We start from the raw sequence: 25,050 nt of genomic DNA on the forward strand, positions 1-25,050 counted from the left end.
AAAGGGGAGATACAAATGAGGATACTTCATACCTCCGATTGGCATCTGGGGAAGACTTTAGAGCAATACAGTAGACTAGAGGAACAGGAAGAATTTCTAGAAGAATTTATAGAAATAGTTGAAAAAAACAATATAGATTTAGTACTTATAGCTGGAGATATCTATGACAATGGAAATCCACCAGCAAGAGCTGAAAAAATGTTTTATAGCACACTTAAGGATATAACAAGTAGCGGGAAAACTGCAGTGTTAGTTGTGGCAGGTAACCATGATAATCCAGAAAGATTAGTTGCACCGAGCCCTCTTGCATACGGTCATGGGGTGGTACTTTTAGGGGAACCAAAGAGTATAGCAAGGCAAGGCGTATTTGGAGAATTTAACAATGACGGAAAGTGTGATTTTGAAATAATAGAAAGCGGCGAGGGGTACTTAGAGCTTAGTATAAGAGGGGAAAAAGCAGTTATTATAACACTACCTTATCCAAGTGAAAAAAGGTTAAATGAAGTACTTTCAATAGAGATTAATGATGAAGAGAGGCAAAAAAGCTATTCTGACAGAATAGGAGAACTGTTTGAAAATATATCTGATAAATATAGGGAAGATACTGTAAACCTAGCAGTGTCACACCTCTATGTTATGGGTGGAGAGGAAAGTGGGTCAGAGAGAAGTATACAACTAGGGGGAAGTCTTTCAGTTTCACCATCTAAATTCCCAAAGAAAGCTCAGTACTCAGCCTTGGGTCATCTTCATAGACCACAGAAAGTGCCAGGAACTAAGGGGATGATAAGATACTGCGGATCCCCAATTCAATATAGCAAAAGCGAAATAAACTATAGCAAGGGAGCGTACCTCGTAGATGTTAAAGCTGGGGGCGAAGCGGAAGTCTCACAAATAATGTTTAGAAACTACAAGCCTATAGAAGTATGGAAATGTAACAGCACCGAGGAAGCGATAGAAAAATGCAAAAGTGAGGGCGAAAGAAACATCTGGGTATACCTTGAAATAAAGACAAAAGAAATAATAAGCACCGAAAACATAAAAGAAATGAAAAGACTTAGACCTGATATAGTTTCCATAGAGCCAATACTTGAGGGGATAGAACGCGAAGCAGATTTAGAGGAAAGCCTAAGGGAAAAATCCATGGAGGAAATGTTTAGAGAATATTTTACAAAGGCAAAAGGTGGGCTAGAGCCATCGGATGAAATTATGGAATTATTTTTAAACATAGCATTAGATGAAGAGGAGGAACCCAAAGATGAAACCAGTAAATCTTAAAATAAAGGGGCTAAATTCGTTTGTACAGCAACAAACTATTGAATTTTCAAAACTTACGGAAAAAGGACTTTTCGGTATCTTCGGTCCAACAGCTAGTGGTAAATCCACAATTTTAGATGGGATAACCATAGCTCTTTATGGAAAAGTATCCAGAGACACCAAAGAGTTTGTAAACACAGAAACAAATGTAGTAGAAATAAGCTTCGATTTTGAAATAGGACTAGGGGAAACCCGAAAACTATATAGAGCAGAAAGAAGCATAAAGAGATTAAAAACTGGAAACTTCAAAACTGCTTATGCAAGGCTTATAGAAATAAATAAGGAAAATGCTGATGAAAACAAGGTACTAGCAGAAGGACCAAAGGACATCGACACGAAAATCATAGAAATAATAGGACTGAAAGTTGAGGATTTTACAAGGTCAGTCGTGTTACCTCAAGGTAAATTCAATGAATTTTTAAAGCTTACAGGAAAAGAAAGAAGAAATATGCTAGAGCGAATATTTGCCTTAGAAAAATACGGTACCAAGCTTTATGAAAAAATAAGATCAGTTAGAAATGAAAACCTAAAGACTCAAACTATGATTCAGGGGGAAATGAAGGGATATGAAGATGTAGGTGAAGAAGGCCATAATGAAATAAAATCCGTACTAGATGGTTTAAAGCAGGAAGAAAAACAAATTAAGGCTGATAAAAAAACTGTGGATAAAGAGTACGAGGAATATAAAACTATCTGGGAGCTACAACAAGAAAAAAGCCAGTATGTAAAAAAAGAAGCTGACTTAAATAAACAAGCACCAGAAATAAAAAATAAAAAAGAAAAATTTACGAGGGGAAGTTCAGCATTAAATGTAAAACCCTATATTGACAATGTATATCAAACTAAAAAAAGATTAGCGATAAACAAGGATACACTTCAAAAACTAAGCAGTGCTTTTTTAGTTGTATGTCAAAAGCTGAATATTACAAAAACTTCTTATGATAAAGCGTGGACTGATAAAAACAATAAACTTCCTATTTTAATTGAAAAGGAAGTAAGTCTTAAACAAGCTACGAATATTGAAGAGAAAATAAGCTATCTAGCGGGGGAAAAAGATATCCTTTTAAAACAGCATAAAGAGATTAGAAGCAATATAAGTGAGAAAAATCTAAAAAGTGCAATTATTGTTACCAATAAGTCGAAAATAGAAAATCAATTGGGCGTTACTGAAGAAAAACTAAGTGGAATAGAAATACCACCAGAATATAGAGAAAAATTGTATAATGCCTATAACAGTGAACTAGAAGTTTCGGCCGCAACGAAAAATGTACAAGAGCTTAAGAAAAAAGGGGAAGATTTAAAGAAGGGTGCACATACCACAAAGTTAATGCATAGAGAAGCTATTATACTTAAGGAAAGCAAACAAAATAAACTAGTTCTTTTAGAAGAAAAAAGTAAGAAAATAGCAAATAATTTCCCGGGAGATAATCTTTTGTTGCTAGAAAAACAGGAGGCCTATAGTTCGCTACGGGATACCCTAGAGAAAGCTGTAGAAAACCATAAAATAAAGGGTGAACTACAAGGGAAATATAGAAATATTAACATTGAAACCGAAAAAGGTAGGTTAAATCTAAAAAATGCAGAAGAATCTATAGAAAGTGTGAAAGCTCAGCTTAAAATTATAGAAGGTGAGATAAAGGAAATAGAACAAGCTAACATGGCAGCAGTTTTAGCCTCTAGTTTAAAAGAGGGAGACGAACTTGGTAAGCCAAGACTATGCCCAGTGTGTGGGTCGGAGCATCATCCAAAAGTAGCAGATCTAATAGTGAATACTGGTTTAGAAGGTAAGAAAAGTTTAAAGCAAAGTGGAGAGTTAAACTTAGAAAATTTATCTAAAGATTATCAAAAAGAGCAAATAAAACTTGTGAGGTTAATAAGTGATGAGGAGTATATAAATAGCCAATTAGAAATAGTTAATGTTAAGCTTCACGACATAAACATTGAGGAGCTTCGCCGCGAGAAAGATGCAAGAGAATCCTCATTAATTCAATTTAAGGAAAACTTAGAAGTCTACAACAAGCAAAAAACTGAGATAGACTTAGAGCTAAATAAGCTACGTGATGAAAAAAGCAAAGTAGATATGGAAGAAGTAAAACTTGGAGAAGGTTTAAGAAAAGAAAACGAAGCGCTAATAGTAATAGATGAAGAGTTGTCTATTGCAGAAGGCAGATTAAAGCTGCTGCGCGAAAAGCATGAGCTTTTAAAAGTAGATTTGCTTAATCAGGAGAGTTCATTTAAGCAAAATCAAAGTGGTAGTATAACATCAGTATCCATAAAGGAAAAAATTCAGCAACTTAAAGATATAGACAATGAGGTAATAAAACTAACTGCCATGGCAAGGAAGCTTCGAGTAGAGCTAGTAACATTAGAAAAGGAAGCATCTGACGTAGACAAGTGCTTAAGGGATCTTACCACTTCAAAAACGGAAATAGAAACCAGCGGTAAGGAAAAGAAGGCAGAAATAGACCGTTTGACTATCCAAATAGTTGAACTCTGTGGATTTACACAAGAGATGGATCGTACACCTAAAATTGAAATAGAAAAGGTGAAAAATGAAATAAAGGATATAACATCAATTGAGGCTAGTTTAAAAGATATTTTAGAAAAAGAAAATATAGAAAAGCAAAGATTAGACACTCAAAAAACCAGTGAAGAAAACAAAAGCGAAATGCTTTTAAAGATGCTAGAAGATGGAGAAAAAAAATTAGACATAGCTCTTAAAGAAAATTCCTTTGAAAATGCTGAAATAGCTTGTCTTTATTTAATTTCAAGAGGAGACTTGTTACTAATTGAAAAAGAAATAAAACAGTATGAAGAATCTAAACGTAGCATAATAGATAATTTACAAAGAGTAGAAAATTTACTTAATGGAAAAGAAATAGACGCTACACTCTTTGAAGAGGTAAAAGAAAAAAGAGAAGTACTTGGGAAGATTTTAGAAGAAAAAACCAAAGCAATAGGAGCTCAATATAGGGCCCTTGAGGAAATGGAAAGAAAGCTACTAGAAGTTAAAAACCTTATAATAAAGAGAAGCGCTATAGAACACAAGCTTAGTCTTTTAAGAGAAATTGATACATTAATTCAAGGGAATAAATTTGTGGAATATGTAGCTATGAAGCAGCTAAAATACATATCTATGGAAGCCTCAAAACGATTAAAAGACATAACAAGAGGACGTTATGCATTGGAGCTTGATTCTGATGGAGCCTTTGTAATGAGAGATGATTTTAATGGAGGAACAAGACGTGAAACCAATACATTGTCCGGTGGAGAAACCTTCTTAACTTCACTATGTCTTGCGCTTGCGCTGTCTTCACAAATTCAGTTAAAAGGGAGTGCTCCACTAGAGTTCTTCTTCTTAGATGAAGGATTTGGTACACTAGACACGAATCTTCTAGAAGTAGTAATGAACTCACTTGAAAAACTTCATTCAAGTACATTATCTGTGGGAATAATAAGTCATGTGGAGGAGCTTCGCAGTAGAGTGCCTGTAAAACTAATAGTTACGCCGTCAGAGCAGGGACAGGGAGGAAGCAAGGTAAAGCTAGAGTATACGTAAGAGTATGAAATTTCTCCTATATGAATTGAAATAAGAGCTTAAATGTGACATTTGATTAAGAAATTCTAATATAATTAGTATATAAACAAAGTATTTTTTAGTAAACAATTGTTTTTAGTTTAGAATATTATTTTATTGGGAGGTAATAAGTTGAAAAAATTAAAAGGTAGTAAGACATTAATTTCATTAATTGCTCTTATATTATCAGTTTTATGCATATTTAATATCATTAATAGTGGAATTGCAATGTCAATTGTATTTCTATTATTAGGTATCATGAGTATATTAGATGGGTATTCCTCATATATTAAGAATAAAAAAGGAGAAGCAACTTTTTTATTCTTAAGTGGATTAATTATAATCTTTGTTTCTGTATTTACAAAATTTTTTAGGAATGTATAAGTATAATTTTTAGTAGCCTATACGTGTTCTCCTTAAATAATCCATTAATCGTATTTTTACAATATTTTAGCTATCATAAAATATTATATTTCATAATGATTAGGGAAAAGTTTATTGGCTTGTATTAAATGGACAAGCCAATTTTAGATGTATTATCATCATTATTGTCTAACATAGCCATTAAATAAAATTTAACTGTTTTGCACTTCATGACAGCTTAGTTGGCACTACTCCTATAAGGAACAAGAAATAAAAGCTCCTGGACCACCAGGAGCTTAACTAATGCCTAAACATATAGTTAAGAAATATTTGGAATTCAAGCAGAGACATACAACTATATTAAAATTTACCATATAATGTTAATATAAGAGAGTGTTATTTATACGTTAAACTAATGGTTAGGAGGGATTTTTACTATATGGATAAAAGTAAAATAGTAAAATATTTCTGGTTCTGTTTAGAACAGGTTTTTTATGGATATTTGATCTGGTTGCATATGTCATTTGTATTAATACTAGCTTCATCCTATGTAACAAAAAATTATCTTATGGGTATGGTGGTAATATTTTTTTTATACACCCCTTTCCATGTCTTTATTCACAAAAACCCTTATGGAGTTAAAAAAACTCACTTTAATAAAAATATAAACTTAATACAAGTTTTAATGCAAATGCTTATTTTTTCACTTCTAATGTTAAATTTTGGAGATGCTATTTCGTTCTTAAAAAACTGGTGCAAATAGAATTTGCACCAGTTTTTTGTAAACATATTATTTTGGTGAATTAAAAAGAGGTAAGCAGGAGTGAAAAATTATTGATTTATTAAGTATAAAAGATATTAGAAAGCTACCAAGTAGTAAATACTCGGTAGATTTATTAGGATGTTTCAAAAATAACTGTATACATATTTAGTTTTGAAACGTCTTAGATTTTGGATTAAGAATATTTTGGGTAATACGTTGCTACTATTTCCGTTCGGTTTATTACTCCAATATTATGGAGAAAGTAAGCTATTTTAGAAGCTGGATTGTATGCACCAAATGCTTTAGCTAACTCGCGTATTGTTGAGTTAAGAAATATGGTGACTTAACGGCGAAAAAGTATTATGATTAGGAACGCTGAATCGTATCATAAGTAACGGAGGTTGTTTTTAGCTTTAACCATTGATATAAAATGGTTAAGGCTATGCTTGCAAGTGGAAATACTGTATCATAAGTAAGATTCTAAATGTTTTTATTAGGAAAATTAAATTAACTAATAGTTAATTTTTATGAATAAAAGATGAAAATTCTTCAATTGTTTAAATTATATAGATTTGATATCATTTAATTAACGAAGTCCTAAGTTAATTAAATGTACAAAAAAATGGAGGAGTTAATTTTATGAGAATAAGTGAGGTTATTAGAAATTATAGAAAAAAGGAAAATCTTACTCAAGAGCAAGTTGCTAATTATTTAAATATAAGTACACCAGCAGTAAATAAGTGGGAAAATGGAATATCATGCCCAGATATAGCACTGTTAGCACCTCTTGCACGTGTTTTAAAAATTGATGTTAATACATTATTGGCATTTGATGAGGAATTAACAGATGTAGAAGTAAAAAAGCTTACAAAAGAGGTAGGTGAAATGGCATCAAAAGAGGGACTCCAAAAGGCTTTTGGAAAGGCCAGTGATTTAATTAAAAAATATCCAAATTGTGATGAGTTGATATATTGGATATCAGTAGTATTAAGAATATATTTATTAGGGCCTCAAATTGAGGAAAAAGATAAGTATGAAAGGAAAATCATCGTTTGGCTTGAACTTGTAGCAACAAGTAGTAAAGAAAAGACAGCTTCTATGGCAAAATTAGAATTATCAGCAATGTATAGGGCTAAAAAAGAGTATAAAAAAGCTCAAGAATTATTAGATAAAATTCCAGAAGTAGAGGTGGATAAAAAAATTCAACAGGCATTATTATATGAAAGTAGCGGGAAAATTGATGAAGCTTATGGCATTTATGAGGGTGAATTAAGGAAAAATGCTCATGAAACCTTTGGGGCGTTATCTCTAATGATAAATCTGTCATATAAAGAAAAGAAATTTAGTGAAGCAGAAGAATACATAGAGCGTGCTAAAAAGGTCGCTGATGCATTTGATTTAGGAGCATACCATAAATATTCGTTAGATTTATGGTATGCAAAAGAAAAACAGGATAAAGATAAAGCTATAGAAATGATTATAAATATGGTAAATGAAGCAAGTAGCATGGATGATGCTATGAAGTCAAAACTATATAAGCATATGAAATTTAATGTGACCAACAGTTGGGGCAAAGAAAAATATGAAAGATTAGTAAAAGGGGCATTTAAAAAAGACAAAACCCTTGATTTTGTCAAAAATGATCCTAGGATAAAATTTCTATTGGACTAAGACTAATTTTCTTATATATCGTTGCAAACATTCAGAATAGTAAAAAAAAGACAAGAACACTAACTGTTCTCGCCTTCATCTGATAATATTTTTTTTCTTTCTGAAATTAACTGATATATTGATTCCATGTCTTCCATGGTTGCGTGATTGCGTATAAATGATTTGCAACTGCTCCTACTCTTTAGATAACTAGAATATTTCCTATTCTTTTCTTCCCAATTTTGATTGTATGTTGTTCGTTTGCTTTTTTCCACTTTACTCACTCCAAATCAAGATATTTTTTTAATTACATCATAACTCTCAATCAATTCATATTTATTAAACATAGTGACCATTTTAACATTTGCAAACAATAGCTCTTTATTTGCATAAGGCAATTCTTTAAGTCGTTTATATGCCATTATGATGCTGTCACCCATATAGAATATGTCTTCTTTATCGTAACCCCTGTTAATTACTACTAAATATTTTTCTTTCATTGCAAACACCCCTACATTTTCCTTATATATAGTGTACAAGTGAACTACTCACCACCTAAGAGGTGGGAGCTTCTTGATCAATATAGCTAATGCTACAAGTTTATTCAAGCTATCAAGGTCATTCCAACCTCTCTAACAATATATCTTTTATTACATTGCTATTATTATTTTTCTACCATACCATCTAGCTTTATACTCTAACATTCTTCTAAATTCTGTGAAGCTAGCATCAGCTATTGATTAGCTATTTTTTTATGTAATTTTGCTGCTTTTATTTTAGCTTTCTTTCTGTTATTACTACCTTTTGTTTCCTTGACAATTCCTTTTCAAGTTTAGATACATAAATTATACTTTAGTAATTCTCTATTTAATATAATAATCCTTTAAGAAATTGACTACGACATTATTTAAATAAATTTCTTTGTCGATTCACTTTGCATATGCAAAGTGAATATGGTATACTTATGTTGTTGGGAGGTGATGAAACATGAAGATTACAAATAGCAAAACAAGCAAAAAAAATAAACCCTAACAATTGCACAGTCTTTCTAAAAGTATGCAAATTAAAGGGTTTATTTACATCAGTAGCCAAAACTAAATAATCTACTTAGGTAAGGGATACTCTAATATCCCTTACCTTATCTAAATTGTATCACAGGAGGAGTTAAATTGCTATTAGACATTAACAAGTACAATACGTTAGTAAGTGAATTAAGACGAATTTCAAAGGATATTGACAGCGACTTAATGATCGCATTCATGACTACTAAGGATAATATTCCTGTGCTAAGATTCATAAGACAGGACAAATTTATTTATGTGGCTTATGATAGCGTTAAAAGTTATAGGAGCATAGACATCGTATATCATGCGTTAGGAATGTTGCGTAGGAAAGGCTCTGAATCATATTATGATTGGCTCAAATACAGTCCAATAGGGAGGGTTTAGCGTGGATAGAAATAAACTAGTCAAAATATTACAGGAAGAAATTTTAGACACTGCAGAAGTCGCAGAATTACTGGGATGTTCAAGGCAATACGTCAGCCAGTTACTAAAAGAATCAAAGCTAATTCCTGTTAAAAAATCAAAGAAAAGCACATTGTTTAGCAGGTCAGAAGTTATGGAATTTTATAAAAAGAGAGATTAATTTTCTCTCTTTTTTCATGTATTTAACTAACTTGTTTTTAGCAAGGGAATGGCTTTTTTATATAATATAATAGCTTTAAAATGTACTAGGGGTATGGCACCGATTCGCGGTGCGTCCCGACAGGGTGTATATTCTAACAGGTGGGAATCCTGCCACTTAATCTATAAATTATTTTTATACCACAATCAACAAAAGTATAAAACTATTTACATTTTGTTTAGGTTAGTATTAAAAAAAAATTGTAGAAAAAATTTTTACATTATGGAGTCATTATTGTGAGGAAATTTCTTGGTGCGTTGTTATGTTCTATGAACCTTGCTATACTATTAAATACTACGGTAGAAAAATTATTTATACTTGAAAGTTAAAAAGAAAAATAGTGTGATTGTTAAATGTAAGGGTTAAGGAGGTTAGAGAATGCTTAAGATTTTTTTGATTGAAGATGATGAAACAATTGCTTTAGGTATAAAGTCATTTTTATTGAGAAACAGTTATAAAGTTATACATGCAGAGAATTTTAAAAAAGGGAAAGAGCTTTTTAAAACAGACATTGACATAATATTACTAGATTTAAATTTACCTGATGGGTCAGGTTTTGATTTTTGCCGCTATGTAAAAGAAATTAAAGACATTCCTATTATTTTTCTTACTATTAGGGATGAAGAATGCGATATTGTAAAAGGACTAGATATTGGAGGGGATGACTACATCACCAAGCCTTTTAAATTAAGTGTTTTGCATTCTCGTATATTGGCTGTTTTGCGGAGAACTGTAAAACAGCAGATACAAGAAGATGTTCTATGGTGTGGGAATATTAAAATGATTAAATCAGAAACAAAGGTATATAAAAATAATCTCGAAATAGAACTTACAATTGGTGAATACAATCTATTTAGGCATCTATTAGAAAATAAAAACCGTACTTCAACACGAGGGGTTTTATTGGAAAAACTGTGGGATATCGATGGGGAATTTGTAAATGATAATACATTATCAGTAGCTATAAAGCGTCTTCGTCAAAAACTTACGAATAATACAATTATTAAAACAGTGAGAGGAATAGGTTATAGGTTGGATGAGTAAGAGGGATATGAATAAAAAGAAATTTACTGTATGGATGTTTATTAGTTTTTTATGTATAACATTTTTTTGTGTTATATTTGGAAATTTCATTTTTAAGCAGACAGAGAAGATTTTTTATGAAAAAGCCGCACAGATTATAGCGTTTGGTGTTAAGGCTGATCCTAATATTGAACAAGTATTGATATCATCGCTAAAAACTAATAATATAACAGAAATTAATAAAGGGAAAAAAATATTAGAGCACTATGGATATAGTGAAGATTTTTTATATGGTTCTTATAATAATCGTAAAAGTTTTAATATAGTTACGGTTGGTATTTTGTTTTTGATCACTTTACTCTTTTTTTGTTTTGGAGGATTTCTGATAGGTCTAAATCATATAAAGCGTAAACGTATCGATAATCTTGCAGAATATCTTTACGCTATCAACGAAGGAAATTATAGAATAAATCCTCAGAAGAAAGAAGACGAATTCTCTATTTTAGAAGATGAACTATATAAAACAGTTGTGCTTCTTAGAGAAACCAGAGAAAAAGAAAGGAAAGAAAAAGAAAAATTAACAAATTACCTTGCAGATATTTCTCACCAAATGAAAACGCCACTTACGTCAATGTCACTTATGATTGAATTATTAGATGATAGGCCTATAAATGGGGAGGATGCTTTGTATATTGAGCGTATTTCAGCTCAGATATACCGTCTTAATCATTTGGTTTCGTCATTGTTAATACTTTCTAAACTAGATGTAGGAACCTTAACATTAGAATGTAAATGGATTAATGTTTATGAATTGGTATGTACTGCTGTTGAGCCATTAATCTTAATGATAGAAAAAAAGGAGCAACAACTTTCTATTCAAGAGGATAGTGATGTAGCTTTTATGGGAGATTTTTATTGGAACAATGAAGTCATCTTAAATGTTGTTAAAAACTGTGTAGAACATACACCATGTGGAGGTGAAATTTCCATAGTGTATGAACAAAACCCTATTTGCACACAAATTATTATTGAAGATAATGGAAAAGGATTTCATAAAAAGGATATACCACATTTATTTACTAGATTTTACAAAGGCGAAAATTCAGCCAAAGATAGTGTAGGGATTGGACTTGCTCTTGCTCAATCTATAGTTAAGAAACAAAATGGTGAAATTCGAGCAGAAAATAAAAAAACAGGGGGAGCGCGATTCACAATTAAGTTTTATTTGAATTAATGACAAGCAGTGTCACCGAACGGTCACTTAACAAAGATATAATGGGGTTAGAAGAAAATAAGGACTAAAATAACTAAATGTTATGATAGCAGGCCTTATTAAAGAGGGGGAGAATATTTTGGAAATATTAAGAACTGAAAATCTTACAAAAACCTATGGAATGGGTGATACAAAGGTAACTGCATTGGATAATTTAAATTTGAGGATAAACAAAGGACAATTTGTTGCAATAATTGGATCAAGTGGATCAGGAAAATCTACACTTCTTCATATGTTAGGGGGAGTGGATAACCCTACAAAAGGAAAAATATATATCGATGACAATGATATTTCATCAATGAATGAGACTGAATTAGCTTTATTTCGAAGGCGGAAAGTAGGAATAATATATCAGTTTTATAATCTTATTCCTACACTAAATGTAGAAAAAAACATATTATTGCCTATGCTGCTGGATGGTAAAAAACCTAAAAAAGAAGAATTTGATAAGATTGTAAAAATGCTTGGTTTAAACGAAAGGCTCAGTCATCTACCAAATCAGCTTTCAGGAGGTCAGCAACAAAGAGTTGCTATAGCACGAGCATTAATTTATAGACCGTCTATTATTCTAGCAGATGAACCTACTGGAAATCTTGACAGAGCAAATACAGAAGCTATTCTTGAGATGTTGAGGGTTTCAAATAAAGAATATAATCAGACTATGATATTGATTACGCATGACGAAAAAATTGCATTATCAGCAGATAGAGTGATTACAATTGAGGATGGCAGAATTGTGACAGATGAGGTAATTAAAAAATGAAAATTATGAATGAATACACATATAACCATATGAAAAAGAATAAGCGACATACAATTTCTATACTAGTTGCTATTATAATTGCTTCAGCACTTCTATGCTCACTATGTATATTTATACATTCTAAATGGGAAACAAAATTAACCACAACAATTGAAAATACAGGTTATTGGAATGGGGAATTATTTGACTCTATATCTGGTGATAAATTAAAATATGTCACAGAAAATCCCGAGGTTGAATCCACGATGATTAAAGGACAGTGGGTTACTGCTAAACTTTCCAATACAAAACGTCCGTATCTATCACTGAGAGATGCTAATACAAATTTTTGGCTAGACATGGGTTTAAAAAACACTCTTACTGAAGGTAAACTTCCTAAAAAATTCGGAGAAATTGTTGTATCAAAATTATTCTTCGCGGATAATCCTTCATATAAAATTGGCGATAAGTTGACTCTTCCTACCGGTAATCGAATGCTTGGTAGTGAACTAATTAGACCTAATGATTACAAACAATCAGGCGAGAAGTTTAAGACAACAGAAACTAATATATATACCATAGTTGGAGAATTGGATATTTCCGGGAGTTCTGCCTTCCCTGGATATGCCGCCATGGGATACTTGGATCCTTCACACATTAAGCCTAAAGATAAACTTACGGTTTATATGCGTTTTGTGAACCCTCGCACAATCTATGAAACATTACCGCAGATTGCGAAATCTACGGGATTAACCAAAAATGAACATGGAGAGTATCCAGTTAGGTATAATACGCCTTTATTAACTTTATATGGGATTAGCGATAAAAGTGGTGCAAACACTCAAATCATTATGATGATAGCAATGGCAATAACAATTATGTTACTAGTTATGGGGTCATTTATTCTTATTATCTATAATGCATTTTCTTTATCTGCTAACAGCAGGATTAAGGAACTAAGTATTCTGAAAAGTTTAGGAGCAACTCCAAGGCAAATTAAGTCGTCTGTTCTCTATGAAGGACTTTTACTCTGGATTATTCAATTACCAATTGGTATCATGATAGGATATCTATTTAGTAATATTGTGTTTTCTAAAGTTAATAAAATTCTTAGTGTTACAGAAGATTATAGGAATGCATATGTTTCTTTCTCATGGGTAGTAGTTGGTTTTTCAATCATAGTCTCATTGATTACCATTTTAGTTTCAGCATATATTCCTGCAAGAAAAATGATGAAAGTATCAGCTATTACTGGAATACGCCAGAATAGTACCAAAGTAAAATTTAAAAAACAAAAATCCCACTTAATAATCAAAAAAATATTTGGTATAGAAGGTGAACTAGCAATATCACAATTTTCGGCTAACAAAAAGGCTTTGCGTACGGCTGTACTGTCTCTTTCAATGTGTTTTATCTTAATAGCGGGGTATATGAACATTATAGCCATCTTCAATTTAGCCAATTCTAAAAACGCTGAAATACCTACTCATGATATGAAGATTAGCCTAAAAATGATTGATAAACCAAGTGATAAGATGATAAATGAAGTTATTTCTCTGCCTGAAGTTAGAGATAGTGTCATTCAAAGACAGGTACGTACTTCAACTTATGTAACATCAAAACAGGAGTCAGATGTTTTTGCTAAATATGGAGGATTTGCTAAGGTAAACTTCAACAAATATAATATATTGAGTGAAAATGGAAAGCATAGAATTATAACAAATTTAGTTGGATTAAGCGATAAATCATTTAAAAAGTATTGTGAAAAAATTGGTGCTGATGATGAATCATATTATAAGGATGGTGTGACAACAGGAGTATTATTAGATAGCACACGTTATGTATCAGAGAATTCAAAAGTTGTGCAAAAAATACCATTGTTAAATATAAAAGAAGGCGATAAGCTAGTAATAAACGAAAAAATAGAAAATGATATGAATACAAATTATAAATTTAATGCTCAAGTGGGCCATGTTACAGAGATTTCTCCCTCTGAGCTAGAAATGGGTGGATACAGCTTAGCATATATAGTTCCTATGAAAACCTATCAGCAACTAGTTAGTAATTTTATGCCAGAACGCATGCTTGAATCTAGTAGTATGGCAATTGATTTATTGGTTGTTGATGGCGCTAGCCCACGTGTGAAGAAAGAACTAACTCGAATTTGCAGTTCTTATCTTGGATCCGAAGATTTTAGTATATGGAGTCTACTCGAAGAAAAAAATAATGACAAACTGATTCAAAAAGCCGTTTCTATTGGTATTTTCTCTGTAGCCATAATGTTTGGAATAATTGGCATTATTAATGCTTTTTCTACCATTTCTAATAATCTTAGACTGCGCAAAAGAGAATTTGCTATGCTTCGGGCAGTAGGATTAACACCAAAGGGATTAAATAAAATGTTGATGATAGAAGGTTTGTTTTTTGCATTAACACCAATTATTGTTAGCATACCAATAGTATTATTTATTTGTTGGTATATGTTAAGATTAACGTTAATCACATGGTCTGAGTTTATATCTGTTTTTCCAGTTGTACCAATTTTAACGTATGCTATGCTTATAATTGCATCTATATTTTTGGCGTATGAGATTTCTTCAACAGGCGTTAAAAAAAGTAATGTAATAGAATCAATCAAAGACGAAATAGTATAATCAATGCAATAACAATTTAGAATTGTGTTTAAGAAGTAAAATAAATATATAAAAATGCTTGCTACTATATTTAGTAGCAAGCATTTTAAATTTTTACAAAAAAACAAGCAGATGTTACAAATGATAGGGTACAAATAACATTTATGAGGTGAATGAATAACGTTTTTACTTTTTTATAAAAATAGATGCTGACAAAGTTATACTAAATATATAGGAGAGGATTTATCACATTTGGTGATGAAACCTTACAAAATGGTAATGCTACGGTAAGGTTAATCGATAGTTGAAAAAATAAAAAAATGATAAAGTAGTGTAAGAGATAAGAAAAGAGGAGTGATACAGATGAATACAATTTTAAAAGTTCAAAATATCAAAAAAGTATATGGAAATAAAGGTAAAGTTACACATGCATTAAATGGTGTTTCTTTTGAAGTTAATAAAGGTGAATTTTTGGGGATCATGGGTTCTAGTGGAAGTGGGAAAAGCACATTACTTAACTGTATCTCTACCATTGATACTATTACATCAGGACATGTATATGTAGACGAAGAAGATATCACTCTTTTAAGTGGAAGTAAGCTTTCCAAATTTCGACGCGCAAAATTAGGATTTATGTTTCAAGATTATAACTTATTGGACACATTGACAGCATATGAGAATATATCATTAGCCTTATCCATTAATCATTGCCCAGTAAGTAAAATGAAACAAGAAATAGATAATGTAGCTTTGGCTTTAAATATAGAGAAAGTACTTAATAAGTATCCTTATGAAATGTCTGGAGGACAGCAACAAAGAGTGGCAGCAGCTCGTGCTATTGTGTCTCATCCATCTTTACTTTTAGCAGATGAACCAACAGGAGCACTTGATAGTAAATCTGCAAAAATGCTATTAAAAAGTTTGGAAGATTTAAATCGTAATCAAGAGGCCACAATCCTTATGGTAACTCATGATGCGTATAATGCAAGCTTTTGTAAAAGGATCATTTTTATTAAGGATGGAAAAATATTCAATGAGTTATATAAAGGCAGTCATGACCGAAAAACCTTCTTTAATAGCATCATGGAAGTTGTTTCTGTCTTAGGAGGTGAGGCTGATGATGTTTTTTAAACTTGTTTTTAAAAATGTACGTAGGAGTATTAAAGACTATGTGGTCTACTTTTTGACATTGGCCCTGGCGGTTAGTTTATTTTATGCATTTAATTCAGTAGCATCCCAACCAGGATTAAGCAAATTATCGTCTGTAATGAAAATGTTTAGCAATATTTTGACTCAATATATAGGACTTATATCAAAACTTATTGCTGTGATTCTTGCTTTTGTTGTACTATATGCAAATCAGTTTATTATGAAAAGAAGAAAGAAAGAAATGGGAATGTATATGACACTTGGCATGAACAAGTGGCGCATTTCATCTATCTTTGTGGGGGAAATTGTTTTGGTTGGTATATTTTCCTTAGTAATTGGATTAGGTATAGGGGTGATATTGTCTCAAGGACTTTCGATAATAGCATTAAAATTATTTGGAACTGACATGTCTTCATTTCAGTTGTCTATATCTGTTCCGGCTATAAAAGATACAATTATTAACTTTGCTATTATTTTTGTGGTTGTTATGATATTTAACACGCGTTCGATTTTTAAAGTAAAATTAATTGATTTATTGACAGCAGACAGAAAGAATCAAGAATTGCGAGTTCATAATAAATTGATTTCATTTTTATTATTTGTTACATCAGCAATTTGTATGATTTTAGGTGCATACATACTTTCAAGTACTGGACTTAACCAAACAACGCTGCCTAAAGTTATGGTACTTATAGGAGTTAGTATTCTATTATTTTATTATACCGCGTCTAGTGTAATGATTTCGTTTGTTCAAAAAAATAAACGTATGTACTTTCATGGATTGAATCCATTCTTATTTAGACAAATTGGTAGCAAGCTTCAGACAAATTATATTGTTATCACAGTTATTAGTGGATTGCTTTTGTGCTCGCTTGTAGTGCTTGGCACAGGGTTTAGCCTTATTGGTGAAATGAAGAATATAGCGAAGCGATCTACACCTTATGATGTTACCATTATGTTGCCTGTGAATAAGAGTAAAGTAACTCCGCTAGAGAAATCCAAAAAAGATGGAATTCATATGCAAGATAATTTGAAGGATTATTCTGAGAGCATTCTATATGTTGCGGGTTATACCTATGGAGATATGTTTACGGGGCAAGTCGTGAAATTAGCTACTGTTGATAAGGACTTGCCAAAATCTAAAGTTGCCTTTATGTCAGAGACGGACTTTAATAAACAAATGGTCCTTCAAAAGGAGAAGCCAATTAGATTATCTAAAAACCAATATCTTATAAATGCAACGTACAAGAACACAATGTTTTATGTAGATCATTTTTTAAAAAGCAATGGGAAGATTACAGTTTCTGGTCAAGAATTAACACCACAAAGAGCAGAACCTATAAAAAAGACATTTGCACTAATTGAACCCATAGGTGCAAATGATAAGGGAACAATTATTGTACCAGATGAAATTGCTACAAAGTTAATACCAGAATCATATTTATTAAACGGTATTTATAAGGCAGATGCGAATAGAAATCTATTGTACGAACAGATGAATAAAGTATGGAGTGATGAATATATTGATGGGAAAATTTACTTCATAACAAAAGATTTTATGGAGAATGCGTATTTTGGAACATATGGAGTTCTTGGATTTGTATGTACTTATGTCGGTCTTGTGCTTATTATAATTTGTTTGGCAGTACTGGCACTTCAACAATTAACTGAAACGCAAGATAACAAGGAACGATATCAAACATTAGCCAATATAGGTGCTGATGGGAAAATGATTCGCAGAACATTGTTTCTACAGATTGGAATTTACTTTATTGTGCCACTCATTATGTCAATGGTCTTATCCACGTTTATTACTAAATCAGTAATAGAGAAAGTGGAGTTAACTCTTCAAATGTCTATTGGAGCAAATATGTTGCCTAGTTTTGCAATTATTATCGCATTGTATATGGTGTACTTCATTGCAACTTACGAAAATGCAAAACAAATTATTATCGAACAAAAAATAAAATAAAGGAGAGGATAATATGGGAAATTCTTTATTAAATTTAGGAGTATCTGAAGGAATTATTCAAACTATTAAATGGTGGTCGCCAGTCATTGGAGGAACTGTAGTAATCATTGCTATAGTTATTGTTGTGAGGATTATTGAACGTAAGAAAAACAAATAAATAGTGAGATGAAGTTGTGGAAGAAATTATATAACCTAAAAAGTATTAAGGATGATAAATATTATTCTGCTTGTAAGATAAATGAAAATGGAATAGATATATTATTGTTTGGAGTTCATTTGCCAAGTAAACCCTTTAGGAGTGTGGTGATTCTTATCGGTGCAATAGTAGGAAGTTAAATGATTTATAAAAGGCAAAAGTCCATTGATATGTTACTTGGATTAGGCTTATTTATTGAATCGTACCTTATTTCAAAATTAAAACAAGGTATTTATGAGAATGGATTTTGGGCATATGGCAATTGTTATTGGCAAGTACTTTTGGAGAAATTTCGGCAAACTATTTTACTGAATTTATCCCAGTATATTTTTACCATTTAACTGCTAGAATATAGATTTTCTGTGCTCCAATCTATAGCTCTTTCCAATCATGTTAAAAAGTTCGCACCTATAAGATATTCTATCTAATACAGCTGTTGTTAATGCTGGGTCTCCTAAAAGTTCTACCCATTCTTCGAATCCTTTGTTAGAAGTTATAATTAGTGATGCCTGTTCATGAAGGGATGATATTAATTGAAAGAACAAATTAGCCTCATCTCTAGTTATAGGAAGATATCCGACCTCATCAATTATAACGAGGCTTGAAGAAAGGATTCTATTTAGTTTACCTTTGCTTTTTCTTGATATCTGCTGAGTTTTCAAAACATGCATCAGATTATCCATAGTTACAAAACTTACCTTATAACCTGCCTCAACGGCTTTATAACCCAAGGCAATAGCTGTGTGAGACTTCCCAACGCCCGGTGGGCCTAAAAATATAAGATTATACATCCTATCTATCCATTCCATTTCCATGAGTCTGTTTATTTGTTTCTTTGTTATTGATTTTTGAAATAGAAAATCAAATTCCTCCATTGTCTTTTTAACTGGAAAGCCAGCATATTTAAGTCTTTTTTCTTGTGTTTTCTGATCCTTCAAACCAACCTCATTTTTAAGTATTGATAACAGAAAGTCTTGATAGGAAACATTACCTAACTCGCCTTTTTCAATAATTTTATCTGCATCTACATTTAAATAGTTTAGCTTAAGATTTTTGGCATACTCTTTGATTAATTCTAATTTCTCCATGATTGCTTGTCCTCCTTCAAAGCATCAATATAGTCACTTATACTTCTTACTTCCGGTTTTAACCCTCTATACTTTGATGGTATAGATAACTTGTCAATTACAGATTTTTTATCAACTTTTGCAATATCCTGTATCGCAAGATATTCAAGGGTTTCTTTAAACATTCCAGCACTCCACAAGTTTCGTATAACACAATAATTCAATGCTTGTTCTATTAGCGAAGCTTCATATGAATGTACTATATTTAGTATTGATCCAAATTGATCTTTGCAGTATCTTGGTTTTTCACGTTTTATGCCATCTAGTAGCATTTTTGCATTTTCAGTTTTACCGAGAGCAAAAAACAATCTTTCATAAACTTGGTCAATAGAACTGTGAATATCCCTTTCGGGATGAATTATTTTTATAAGTTCACCCTGCCTTGTACTTACTTGATGACTTGCTATTAATACACCTGTATCAAAATCAACTATATTCATTTTGGAGCCTTTTATCATTAATTTAAGTTCTTTACCTGGGCTATAAGTTCCTTTGGGCACTTGATACCTGTTCTGTTTATACAAAATTACATTGTTTTTTCGTACAGCATAAGTTAAACTAGTATTAGATGAATTTTTTTCAAAGAGTTCAGGTACTGGTAGCAAGTGTTTCTTTTCGAGAGCAAACACTTCTGCCGGTATTTTTTTCGTTATTTCATGTTTTTTACCATTGCCTGTTCTATCTAGCCATTTGAATGAGTCTTCATTAAAGGAATCAACATCTATAAATACTCTGTTTATAGCAAAGTTATATTTTGAGTATTTTACCACAGATTCTATTTTCCCCTTACTTTGAGGATCAAAACCTCTACAAAGCCTAACTTTATATTTCATAGTATTAATATAATTTTGAAAACCTTCGGTATAAATAATGTCTCCAGAATTCTCGGCTACTGCAAGCACACGATCTTGGTCATACACTATTTCAATAGGCATACCACCAAGATATTCAAAAGCTCGATTATGAGCATCAATAAAAGAGGCGGTAGTAAATGGTTTGTCTGTCCAAAGTATGTATTTATACCTTGAATGTGATAAAACCATTGCAAAGCAATACACTTTTACTTTGTTTCCATTTAATCTTTTGAGCCATATTTGACCCATATCAACCTGAGCTTGGTAGCCCATGGGAAGTTCATGTACTTCCTCAAATTGTCTTATTGGCGAAGCCTTAGGCAGATTGTATTCTTTCCTTAAATTACTAATATAAAGCCTTAAAGACCTTTCTTTAAATTTTACATCACCATATCTTTCCTTTATCCAATCAAGTACTTGTGCTGCTGACATATCTCTGAAATCAGTAATCCATTCTAAAATATCATCTTTGTAGATATCAATTTTTTTATGTCTATTCTTCGATTGAATAGTGACTTTAGCATATTCACCAGGATCCATGTCCCAATACTTTTGAACTGTTTTGTAATTTATATTTAGAGCTCTTTCAACCTGTGATTTATTAAATCCAAGTGCTTTATATTGTTTTATTTCACTAAACATATTCCATCCTTTCAATTTTAAATTCCCCCTCTGTAAAATATATCTCTAATTGTATCAGAGAAGGAATTATTATTGTACTTAACTGGAAATTATTCTCCTTTTTTGTTTGCCGAAATATCACCCTTTTAGTTTACCGCTAACAGCAATGCTTGTATGGCATGGAGTAAATTGAAAAAAGTAGAGATTTACAATAAAACACATGAAGTGCAAATTCTATATTACAATAATGTTGGCTCCAACGAGTTAGTTTTTAAAAAGAAAAGTCTTAGTGCGATTTTGCATATTCTAAGAGAACATTTAGATGTTGAAATAATTAAGGTTATTAATAAAATATAAAGCTAAGGAGCATTATATTAGGTAAATTAATTATAAGTTAAGACATATCATTGGATATGGGTTTTAATATATTAAATGTATATTGATATTCTGAATGTAACATAAGTGTAATTGAGTTATTAAGATGTTTCAAAAATAACTGTATATTTGAAATGTCATAATAACAGGACCACTAACGGTGCATATATTCTAAGACATGGGAATGATAATATGTTTACAATTTCATCTACCCCTAAAATATGTTTTATAATGGTATGGTATAAATAAATTATTGGGTACAAATAACTAGTTAATTTAGGAGTGATATTTAATTTACTAGACCTGATGATTTTAGGAGTAAGAAAAGTAGTAAGAAAGAAAAAATGAACATTATGATATATCACTTTTACTAAAAATGACCGCGTGACAAAAAAGAAAAGGCATGTTAAAATAATATTAGTCCGAAAACAGACTAATACTATTTGAGGTGAACACATGGAGCAAAAAGCAATTGAAAAACAGTTTTTTAAATTTGTAATCCCATCCATGCTGACTATGTTGCTGAACGGTCTTTATACCATCGTAGACGGATTATTTGTCGGTCACGCAGTTGGTGATATAGGTCTTGCGGGGATTGGTCTTGTTTGGCCAATTACTGCTTTAGTGCTTTCATTGGGTATGGGAATTGGAGTAGGTGGCTCTGTCCTTATGTCCACTTACAGGGGGGCGAATGACAACCAAAGGGCTAATGAGGCAAGAGCGAATACTTTTTTTGCGTTACTTGCTGTAAGTGTAGTCGTTACTGCTTTTCTCGTAATTTTTAGTCCCACCCTTGTCAGAGCTATTGGAGCAACCGGAAAGATTTATGACGCCGCGATTTCATATATCCGTATCATTGCCATCGGTGGCAGTATGCAAATCATAGCTTCCGGTTTAATACCACTTATACGAAACAGCCACAAAACCGTGCAGGCAATGATTATTATGGGAGGTGGCTTAATTGTAAATATCGTATTGGACGCCTGCTTTACCATGGTGATCCCTATGGGACTTGCGGGAGCTGCCCTTGCAACGGTTTTGGCTCAAGCAATTACAGTTGTTTGCAGTATCATTTGCTTGTGGAAGCAAAAAGAAAACAAAATCGAGCGTTCTCAATTTAAATTGAACAAAAAGATGATTGGACGAATGATGCAAATAGGCATTTCGCCCTTTGGATTATCACTCATGCCATCGCTCATTACCATATTTAATAACTGGCAGTGCCTTGCCTATGGCGGAGATTTAGCAGTTTCAGCGTATGCGGTTATCAACTACTTAATTGCTTCAGTCCTTTTGTTATTAGAGGGAATCGGAGAAGGCATGCAACCACTAATCAGCTATTGCAATGGATCGAAAAACTACAAAGCTATGAAAAAGATACGTAACAAAGGGTTTTTAGCGGTTGTCACATTCAGTGGTTTGTTTCTCTTGTTTTCAATCCCAGCACGAACACTGCTACCACAATTTTTTGCCACATCGGAAGAAACTGCAAGAATCATTGATTCGGCACTGCCAATCATCTGCGTTGCTTTTCCGATGATGGGCATTGGAAAGCTGTTTAGTTCCTATTTTTATGCCTGCGAAGAAACACTCTTCTCCACCTTGCTTGTTTACTTAGACCCTATTCTTTTCACACCATTGTGCGTTTTTACATTACCACATATTTGGGGGATTAAAGGGGTATGGATGGCACTTCCGGGGGCGCAGCTATTAACCATGATCCTATTGACTATTTTACTTATTGCCCATACAATGAAATTTAGAAGCAGGGAGGCGATTTTGTATGAGCAACGAAATTAAAGATCAGGTAAAAAGTTATTATGATTATTGGTTCGGGATCAGTGCATTCTATGAAAAATGGGCGAAGTCACACGGGCTTACATCAAATGCGCTTTTTGCGCTTTATACCATCCGTGAGTATCCAAATCAATGCACACAGCGGTTTATTTGCGAAAAGCTCCTGTTTCCCAAGCAAACAGTGAGTACCATTTTGGAAACCTTTGAGAAAAAAGGATATATCCGAAAAAAAGTCGCAGATGAGGATAAGCGGAACAAGTATATCCTGCTCACGGATGAAGGACGACAATATGCTGATGAGATTCTTTCGCACTTGTTTCATTTTGAGGAACGTGCATTACTAAAGATGGATTCTAATGAAAGAACAGCCATGATTAAAAACAGCCATGCTTTCTTAAAACAATTATTACAAGCGTTAGAAGTGGATTCAGAATAAAATGAGAAAAAAACATGTAAGATGTTACTCATTTCTTCTACCGAACAAAATCTGAATAGTTCGAAACAAATATGATCAGAATGTACCAAACCAGAAGAACAACCTACTAGTAGAATTGCTTATAAGAATTGAGAGTATTATTAACCAATATTTTTCAATTTGGTGCTTAAATGATTTGATCCAAATGTTAAAATAGCAATACTAAAACAAATGCGAGTAATTCTAATATTGATCCCGAATTGTTGAAGGGCGTTATTAACTTTCCGGGATCCATAACACTTTAGATTTCATTATTTTTTTTACCCCTTTATAAACCCAATAAACTGCTATTATACCTATAATATAGCGAATATTCATGGAGAAGACTATTATAGGGCTTAATTTCGATGATAATAACAAAAGTATTATCAAACCCATAGCACTACATCCGAATATAAAATTAGCAAGATTAGAAAAATGTTTTTTTGAAAGTTCAAAAGCATTTTTACCTATATAATTTATCGATATAGAAAATATTGCAACTGCAATTAAACCGTTTAATAACATAGATAATGTGTAGTCATAAGTAACATTAAAATCATGACTTCCTTTTGCCAACTTAGGTAAGTATAAGAAAATAAAATCTACAGTGAAAATCATATAAAATCCTTCAATAGTAAGTCCTAAATACTTTTTAATTGTTTTTAGAACATGGGTTTTAGGATTTACAGCAGATATTATATTATCAGCGAATTTTTTATAATCCTCACCCAACATGCTTTTTACAGTATTACCTTCCTCTTGCCAATCTAAAAACATTCTCAATATATCACTAATAATTTCTTCTTGCTCTTCGTCACTTAAATTACTTACCCTCAAATAACAAACTATATCTGTAAATATTCTATCATTTTCTTCTGTTAGACTCTTGCTCAGCTTGAGGTTTTCTTTGATATCACTCTCTACATTACTCATATTTTTCCTCCTCATAATTTTTAAATATATTATATTTCACTTTGATGCTATTACACATCTATAAATGGTAAAATATACATGTTTTATGGTGATTGTGGTATAATTAAATAAATTATTTGTGCCAAATTTGTAGGAACGAATGAAGTTTGAGAAACTGGGTTTCTTATTTGAAGGACGATTATTGATGCAAATTTATAAATTGTGTATAATTTGTTCTTAAAAATAAATGATTATGTCAACATAGCAAAACATGATAAATTAATATATTTTATATAGTTCATAGGAGTATGAGAACTTCTTGAATCATAACATATAAATAAGAGGGGATGAGTTTATGGGATTAATTACTTTAGATAAGGTTGAAAGGCTTGAAAAAAAATTAGATGATATTGAAAAACATTTAGTCAGACTAGAGGTAAAGATTGACAATGCAAGTGAAGAAAATAGTTCAATTAAAAGCATTGGAACAAACATAGTTGAAATGAAAAATCAAATATGGAAATTAAAAATATAAATACATTATAATTAAAATTAGATTGTAATTG

24 protein-coding genes and 1 pseudogene are annotated in these 25,050 nt (G+C 31.9%); 19 read left to right on the forward strand and 6 right to left on the reverse strand.

Annotated features, from left to right (window positions below; translation table 11 throughout):
• Window positions 1-15: 15 nt before the first annotated feature.
• From ACWJJ2_RS15635 to ACWJJ2_RS15655, 5 genes are all read left to right on the forward strand, one after another.
• Window positions 16-1,275, forward strand: a complete 1,260-nt coding sequence (locus tag ACWJJ2_RS15635; protein WP_216302420.1) for an exonuclease SbcCD subunit D — start codon at window positions 16-18, stop codon at window positions 1,273-1,275.
• Complete coding sequence (locus tag ACWJJ2_RS15640) at window positions 1,256-4,873, forward strand: SbcC/MukB-like Walker B domain-containing protein (protein ID WP_462953467.1); 3,618 nt, start codon at window positions 1,256-1,258, stop codon at window positions 4,871-4,873. Before ACWJJ2_RS15635 ends, ACWJJ2_RS15640 begins: the two co-directional genes overlap by 20 nt.
• Before the next feature lie 150 nt (window positions 4,874-5,023).
• Window positions 5,024-5,275 carry a hypothetical protein gene (locus ACWJJ2_RS15645; protein WP_220286322.1) on the forward strand — a complete coding sequence of 84 codons (252 nt, stop codon included), beginning with the start codon at window positions 5,024-5,026 and terminating at the stop codon, window positions 5,273-5,275.
• A 418-nt stretch (window positions 5,276-5,693) separates the two neighbouring features.
• Complete coding sequence (locus tag ACWJJ2_RS15650) at window positions 5,694-6,017, forward strand: hypothetical protein (RefSeq protein WP_216302426.1); 324 nt, start codon at window positions 5,694-5,696, stop codon at window positions 6,015-6,017.
• Window positions 6,018-6,656: 639 nt separating this feature from the next.
• On the forward strand, window positions 6,657-7,688 hold the full coding sequence (locus tag ACWJJ2_RS15655; protein WP_462953468.1) for a helix-turn-helix domain-containing protein: 1,032 nt from the start codon (window positions 6,657-6,659) through the stop codon (window positions 7,686-7,688).
• 59 nt (window positions 7,689-7,747) lie between these two features.
• On the opposite strand, the gene ACWJJ2_RS15660 is transcribed toward ACWJJ2_RS15655, so the two are convergent.
• The 3 genes and pseudogenes from ACWJJ2_RS15660 to ACWJJ2_RS15670 form a co-directional block, all read right to left on the reverse strand.
• Window positions 7,748-7,942: a hypothetical protein gene (locus ACWJJ2_RS15660; protein WP_462954349.1), complete on the reverse strand. Its 195-nt coding sequence runs from the start codon at window positions 7,940-7,942 to the stop codon at window positions 7,748-7,750.
• Between the two features lie 15 nt (window positions 7,943-7,957).
• Window positions 7,958-8,206, reverse strand: coding sequence for a hypothetical protein (locus tag ACWJJ2_RS15665; protein WP_462953469.1), 249 nt, complete (start codon window positions 8,204-8,206; stop codon window positions 7,958-7,960).
• A gap of 117 nt (window positions 8,207-8,323) precedes the next feature.
• Window positions 8,324-8,507 (reverse strand): annotated as a pseudogene (locus tag ACWJJ2_RS15670) (RNA-guided endonuclease TnpB family protein); the annotation flags it as partial.
• 329 nt (window positions 8,508-8,836) lie between these two features.
• Here ACWJJ2_RS15670 and ACWJJ2_RS15675 point away from each other — a divergent pair.
• The 10 genes from ACWJJ2_RS15675 (at window position 8,837) to ACWJJ2_RS15720 (ending at window position 18,481) form a co-directional block, all read left to right on the forward strand.
• Window positions 8,837-9,115, forward strand: coding sequence for a hypothetical protein (locus ACWJJ2_RS15675; RefSeq protein ID WP_462953470.1), 279 nt, complete (start codon window positions 8,837-8,839; stop codon window positions 9,113-9,115).
• Between the two features lies 1 nt (window position 9,116).
• Window positions 9,117-9,314, forward strand: coding sequence for a helix-turn-helix transcriptional regulator (locus tag ACWJJ2_RS15680; protein WP_462953471.1), 198 nt, complete (start codon window positions 9,117-9,119; stop codon window positions 9,312-9,314).
• A 417-nt stretch (window positions 9,315-9,731) separates the two neighbouring features.
• Window positions 9,732-10,397, forward strand: coding sequence for a response regulator transcription factor (locus ACWJJ2_RS15685; RefSeq protein ID WP_462953472.1), 666 nt, complete (start codon window positions 9,732-9,734; stop codon window positions 10,395-10,397).
• Window positions 10,398-10,404: 7 nt separating this feature from the next.
• Window positions 10,405-11,610, forward strand: coding sequence for a sensor histidine kinase (locus ACWJJ2_RS15690; protein ID WP_220286326.1), 1,206 nt, complete (start codon window positions 10,405-10,407; stop codon window positions 11,608-11,610).
• A 118-nt stretch (window positions 11,611-11,728) separates the two neighbouring features.
• Window positions 11,729-12,412 (forward strand): ABC transporter ATP-binding protein, encoded by a 684-nt coding sequence (locus ACWJJ2_RS15695; RefSeq protein ID WP_462953473.1) that lies wholly within the window; start codon window positions 11,729-11,731, stop codon window positions 12,410-12,412.
• Entirely contained in the window at window positions 12,409-15,045 is a 2,637-nt protein-coding gene (locus tag ACWJJ2_RS15700) for an ABC transporter permease (RefSeq protein WP_462953474.1), read from the forward strand. The genes ACWJJ2_RS15695 and ACWJJ2_RS15700 overlap by 4 nt, the downstream gene beginning before the upstream one ends.
• Window positions 15,046-15,387: 342 nt before the next feature.
• Window positions 15,388-16,155: an ABC transporter ATP-binding protein gene (locus ACWJJ2_RS15705; protein ID WP_462953475.1), complete on the forward strand. Its 768-nt coding sequence runs from the start codon at window positions 15,388-15,390 to the stop codon at window positions 16,153-16,155.
• Window positions 16,142-18,145 carry an FtsX-like permease family protein gene (locus ACWJJ2_RS15710; RefSeq protein WP_462953476.1) on the forward strand — a complete coding sequence of 668 codons (2,004 nt, stop codon included), beginning with the start codon at window positions 16,142-16,144 and terminating at the stop codon, window positions 18,143-18,145. The genes ACWJJ2_RS15705 and ACWJJ2_RS15710 overlap by 14 nt, the downstream gene beginning before the upstream one ends.
• Window positions 18,146-18,158: 13 nt before the next feature.
• A complete protein-coding gene (locus tag ACWJJ2_RS15715) occupies window positions 18,159-18,302 on the forward strand; it encodes a hypothetical protein (protein ID WP_462953477.1) in 144 nt (47 codons plus the stop codon).
• Window positions 18,303-18,310: 8 nt separating this feature from the next.
• Window positions 18,311-18,481 carry a hypothetical protein gene (locus tag ACWJJ2_RS15720; protein ID WP_462953478.1) on the forward strand — a complete coding sequence of 57 codons (171 nt, stop codon included), beginning with the start codon at window positions 18,311-18,313 and terminating at the stop codon, window positions 18,479-18,481.
• 204 nt (window positions 18,482-18,685) lie between these two features.
• Here the strand turns inward: ACWJJ2_RS15720 and istB are convergent, their stop codons facing one another.
• Both istB and istA read right to left on the reverse strand, forming a co-directional pair.
• Window positions 18,686-19,429 carry an IS21-like element helper ATPase IstB gene (gene istB, locus ACWJJ2_RS15725; RefSeq protein ID WP_258280588.1) on the reverse strand — a complete coding sequence of 248 codons (744 nt, stop codon included), beginning with the start codon at window positions 19,427-19,429 and terminating at the stop codon, window positions 18,686-18,688.
• On the reverse strand, window positions 19,417-20,979 hold the full coding sequence (istA, locus tag ACWJJ2_RS15730; RefSeq protein ID WP_258280587.1) for an IS21 family transposase: 1,563 nt from the start codon (window positions 20,977-20,979) through the stop codon (window positions 19,417-19,419). Before istA ends, istB begins: the two co-directional genes overlap by 13 nt.
• Window positions 20,980-21,117: 138 nt before the next feature.
• Here istA and ACWJJ2_RS15735 point away from each other — a divergent pair, with 138 nt between their 5' ends.
• From ACWJJ2_RS15735 to ACWJJ2_RS15745, 3 genes are all read left to right on the forward strand, one after another.
• Window positions 21,118-21,300 (forward strand): hypothetical protein, encoded by a 183-nt coding sequence (locus ACWJJ2_RS15735; protein ID WP_462953479.1) that lies wholly within the window; start codon window positions 21,118-21,120, stop codon window positions 21,298-21,300.
• Window positions 21,301-21,774: 474 nt separating this feature from the next.
• On the forward strand, window positions 21,775-23,118 hold the full coding sequence (locus tag ACWJJ2_RS15740; protein ID WP_462953480.1) for an MATE family efflux transporter: 1,344 nt from the start codon (window positions 21,775-21,777) through the stop codon (window positions 23,116-23,118).
• Complete coding sequence (locus tag ACWJJ2_RS15745) at window positions 23,102-23,551, forward strand: MarR family winged helix-turn-helix transcriptional regulator (protein ID WP_216302441.1); 450 nt, start codon at window positions 23,102-23,104, stop codon at window positions 23,549-23,551. The genes ACWJJ2_RS15740 and ACWJJ2_RS15745 overlap by 17 nt, the downstream gene beginning before the upstream one ends.
• A 255-nt stretch (window positions 23,552-23,806) precedes the next feature.
• Here ACWJJ2_RS15745 and ACWJJ2_RS15750 read toward each other — a convergent pair whose 3' ends face one another.
• Window positions 23,807-24,505: a DUF1129 domain-containing protein gene (locus tag ACWJJ2_RS15750; RefSeq protein WP_462953481.1), complete on the reverse strand. Its 699-nt coding sequence runs from the start codon at window positions 24,503-24,505 to the stop codon at window positions 23,807-23,809.
• 334 nt (window positions 24,506-24,839) lie between these two features.
• Here ACWJJ2_RS15750 and ACWJJ2_RS15755 point away from each other — a divergent pair, with 334 nt between their 5' ends.
• Entirely contained in the window at window positions 24,840-25,019 is a 180-nt protein-coding gene (locus ACWJJ2_RS15755; protein ID WP_220319811.1) for a hypothetical protein, read from the forward strand.
• The last annotated feature ends 31 nt before the right edge of the window (window positions 25,020-25,050 follow it).

This window comes from Clostridium sp. CM039 (assembly GCF_055081075.1).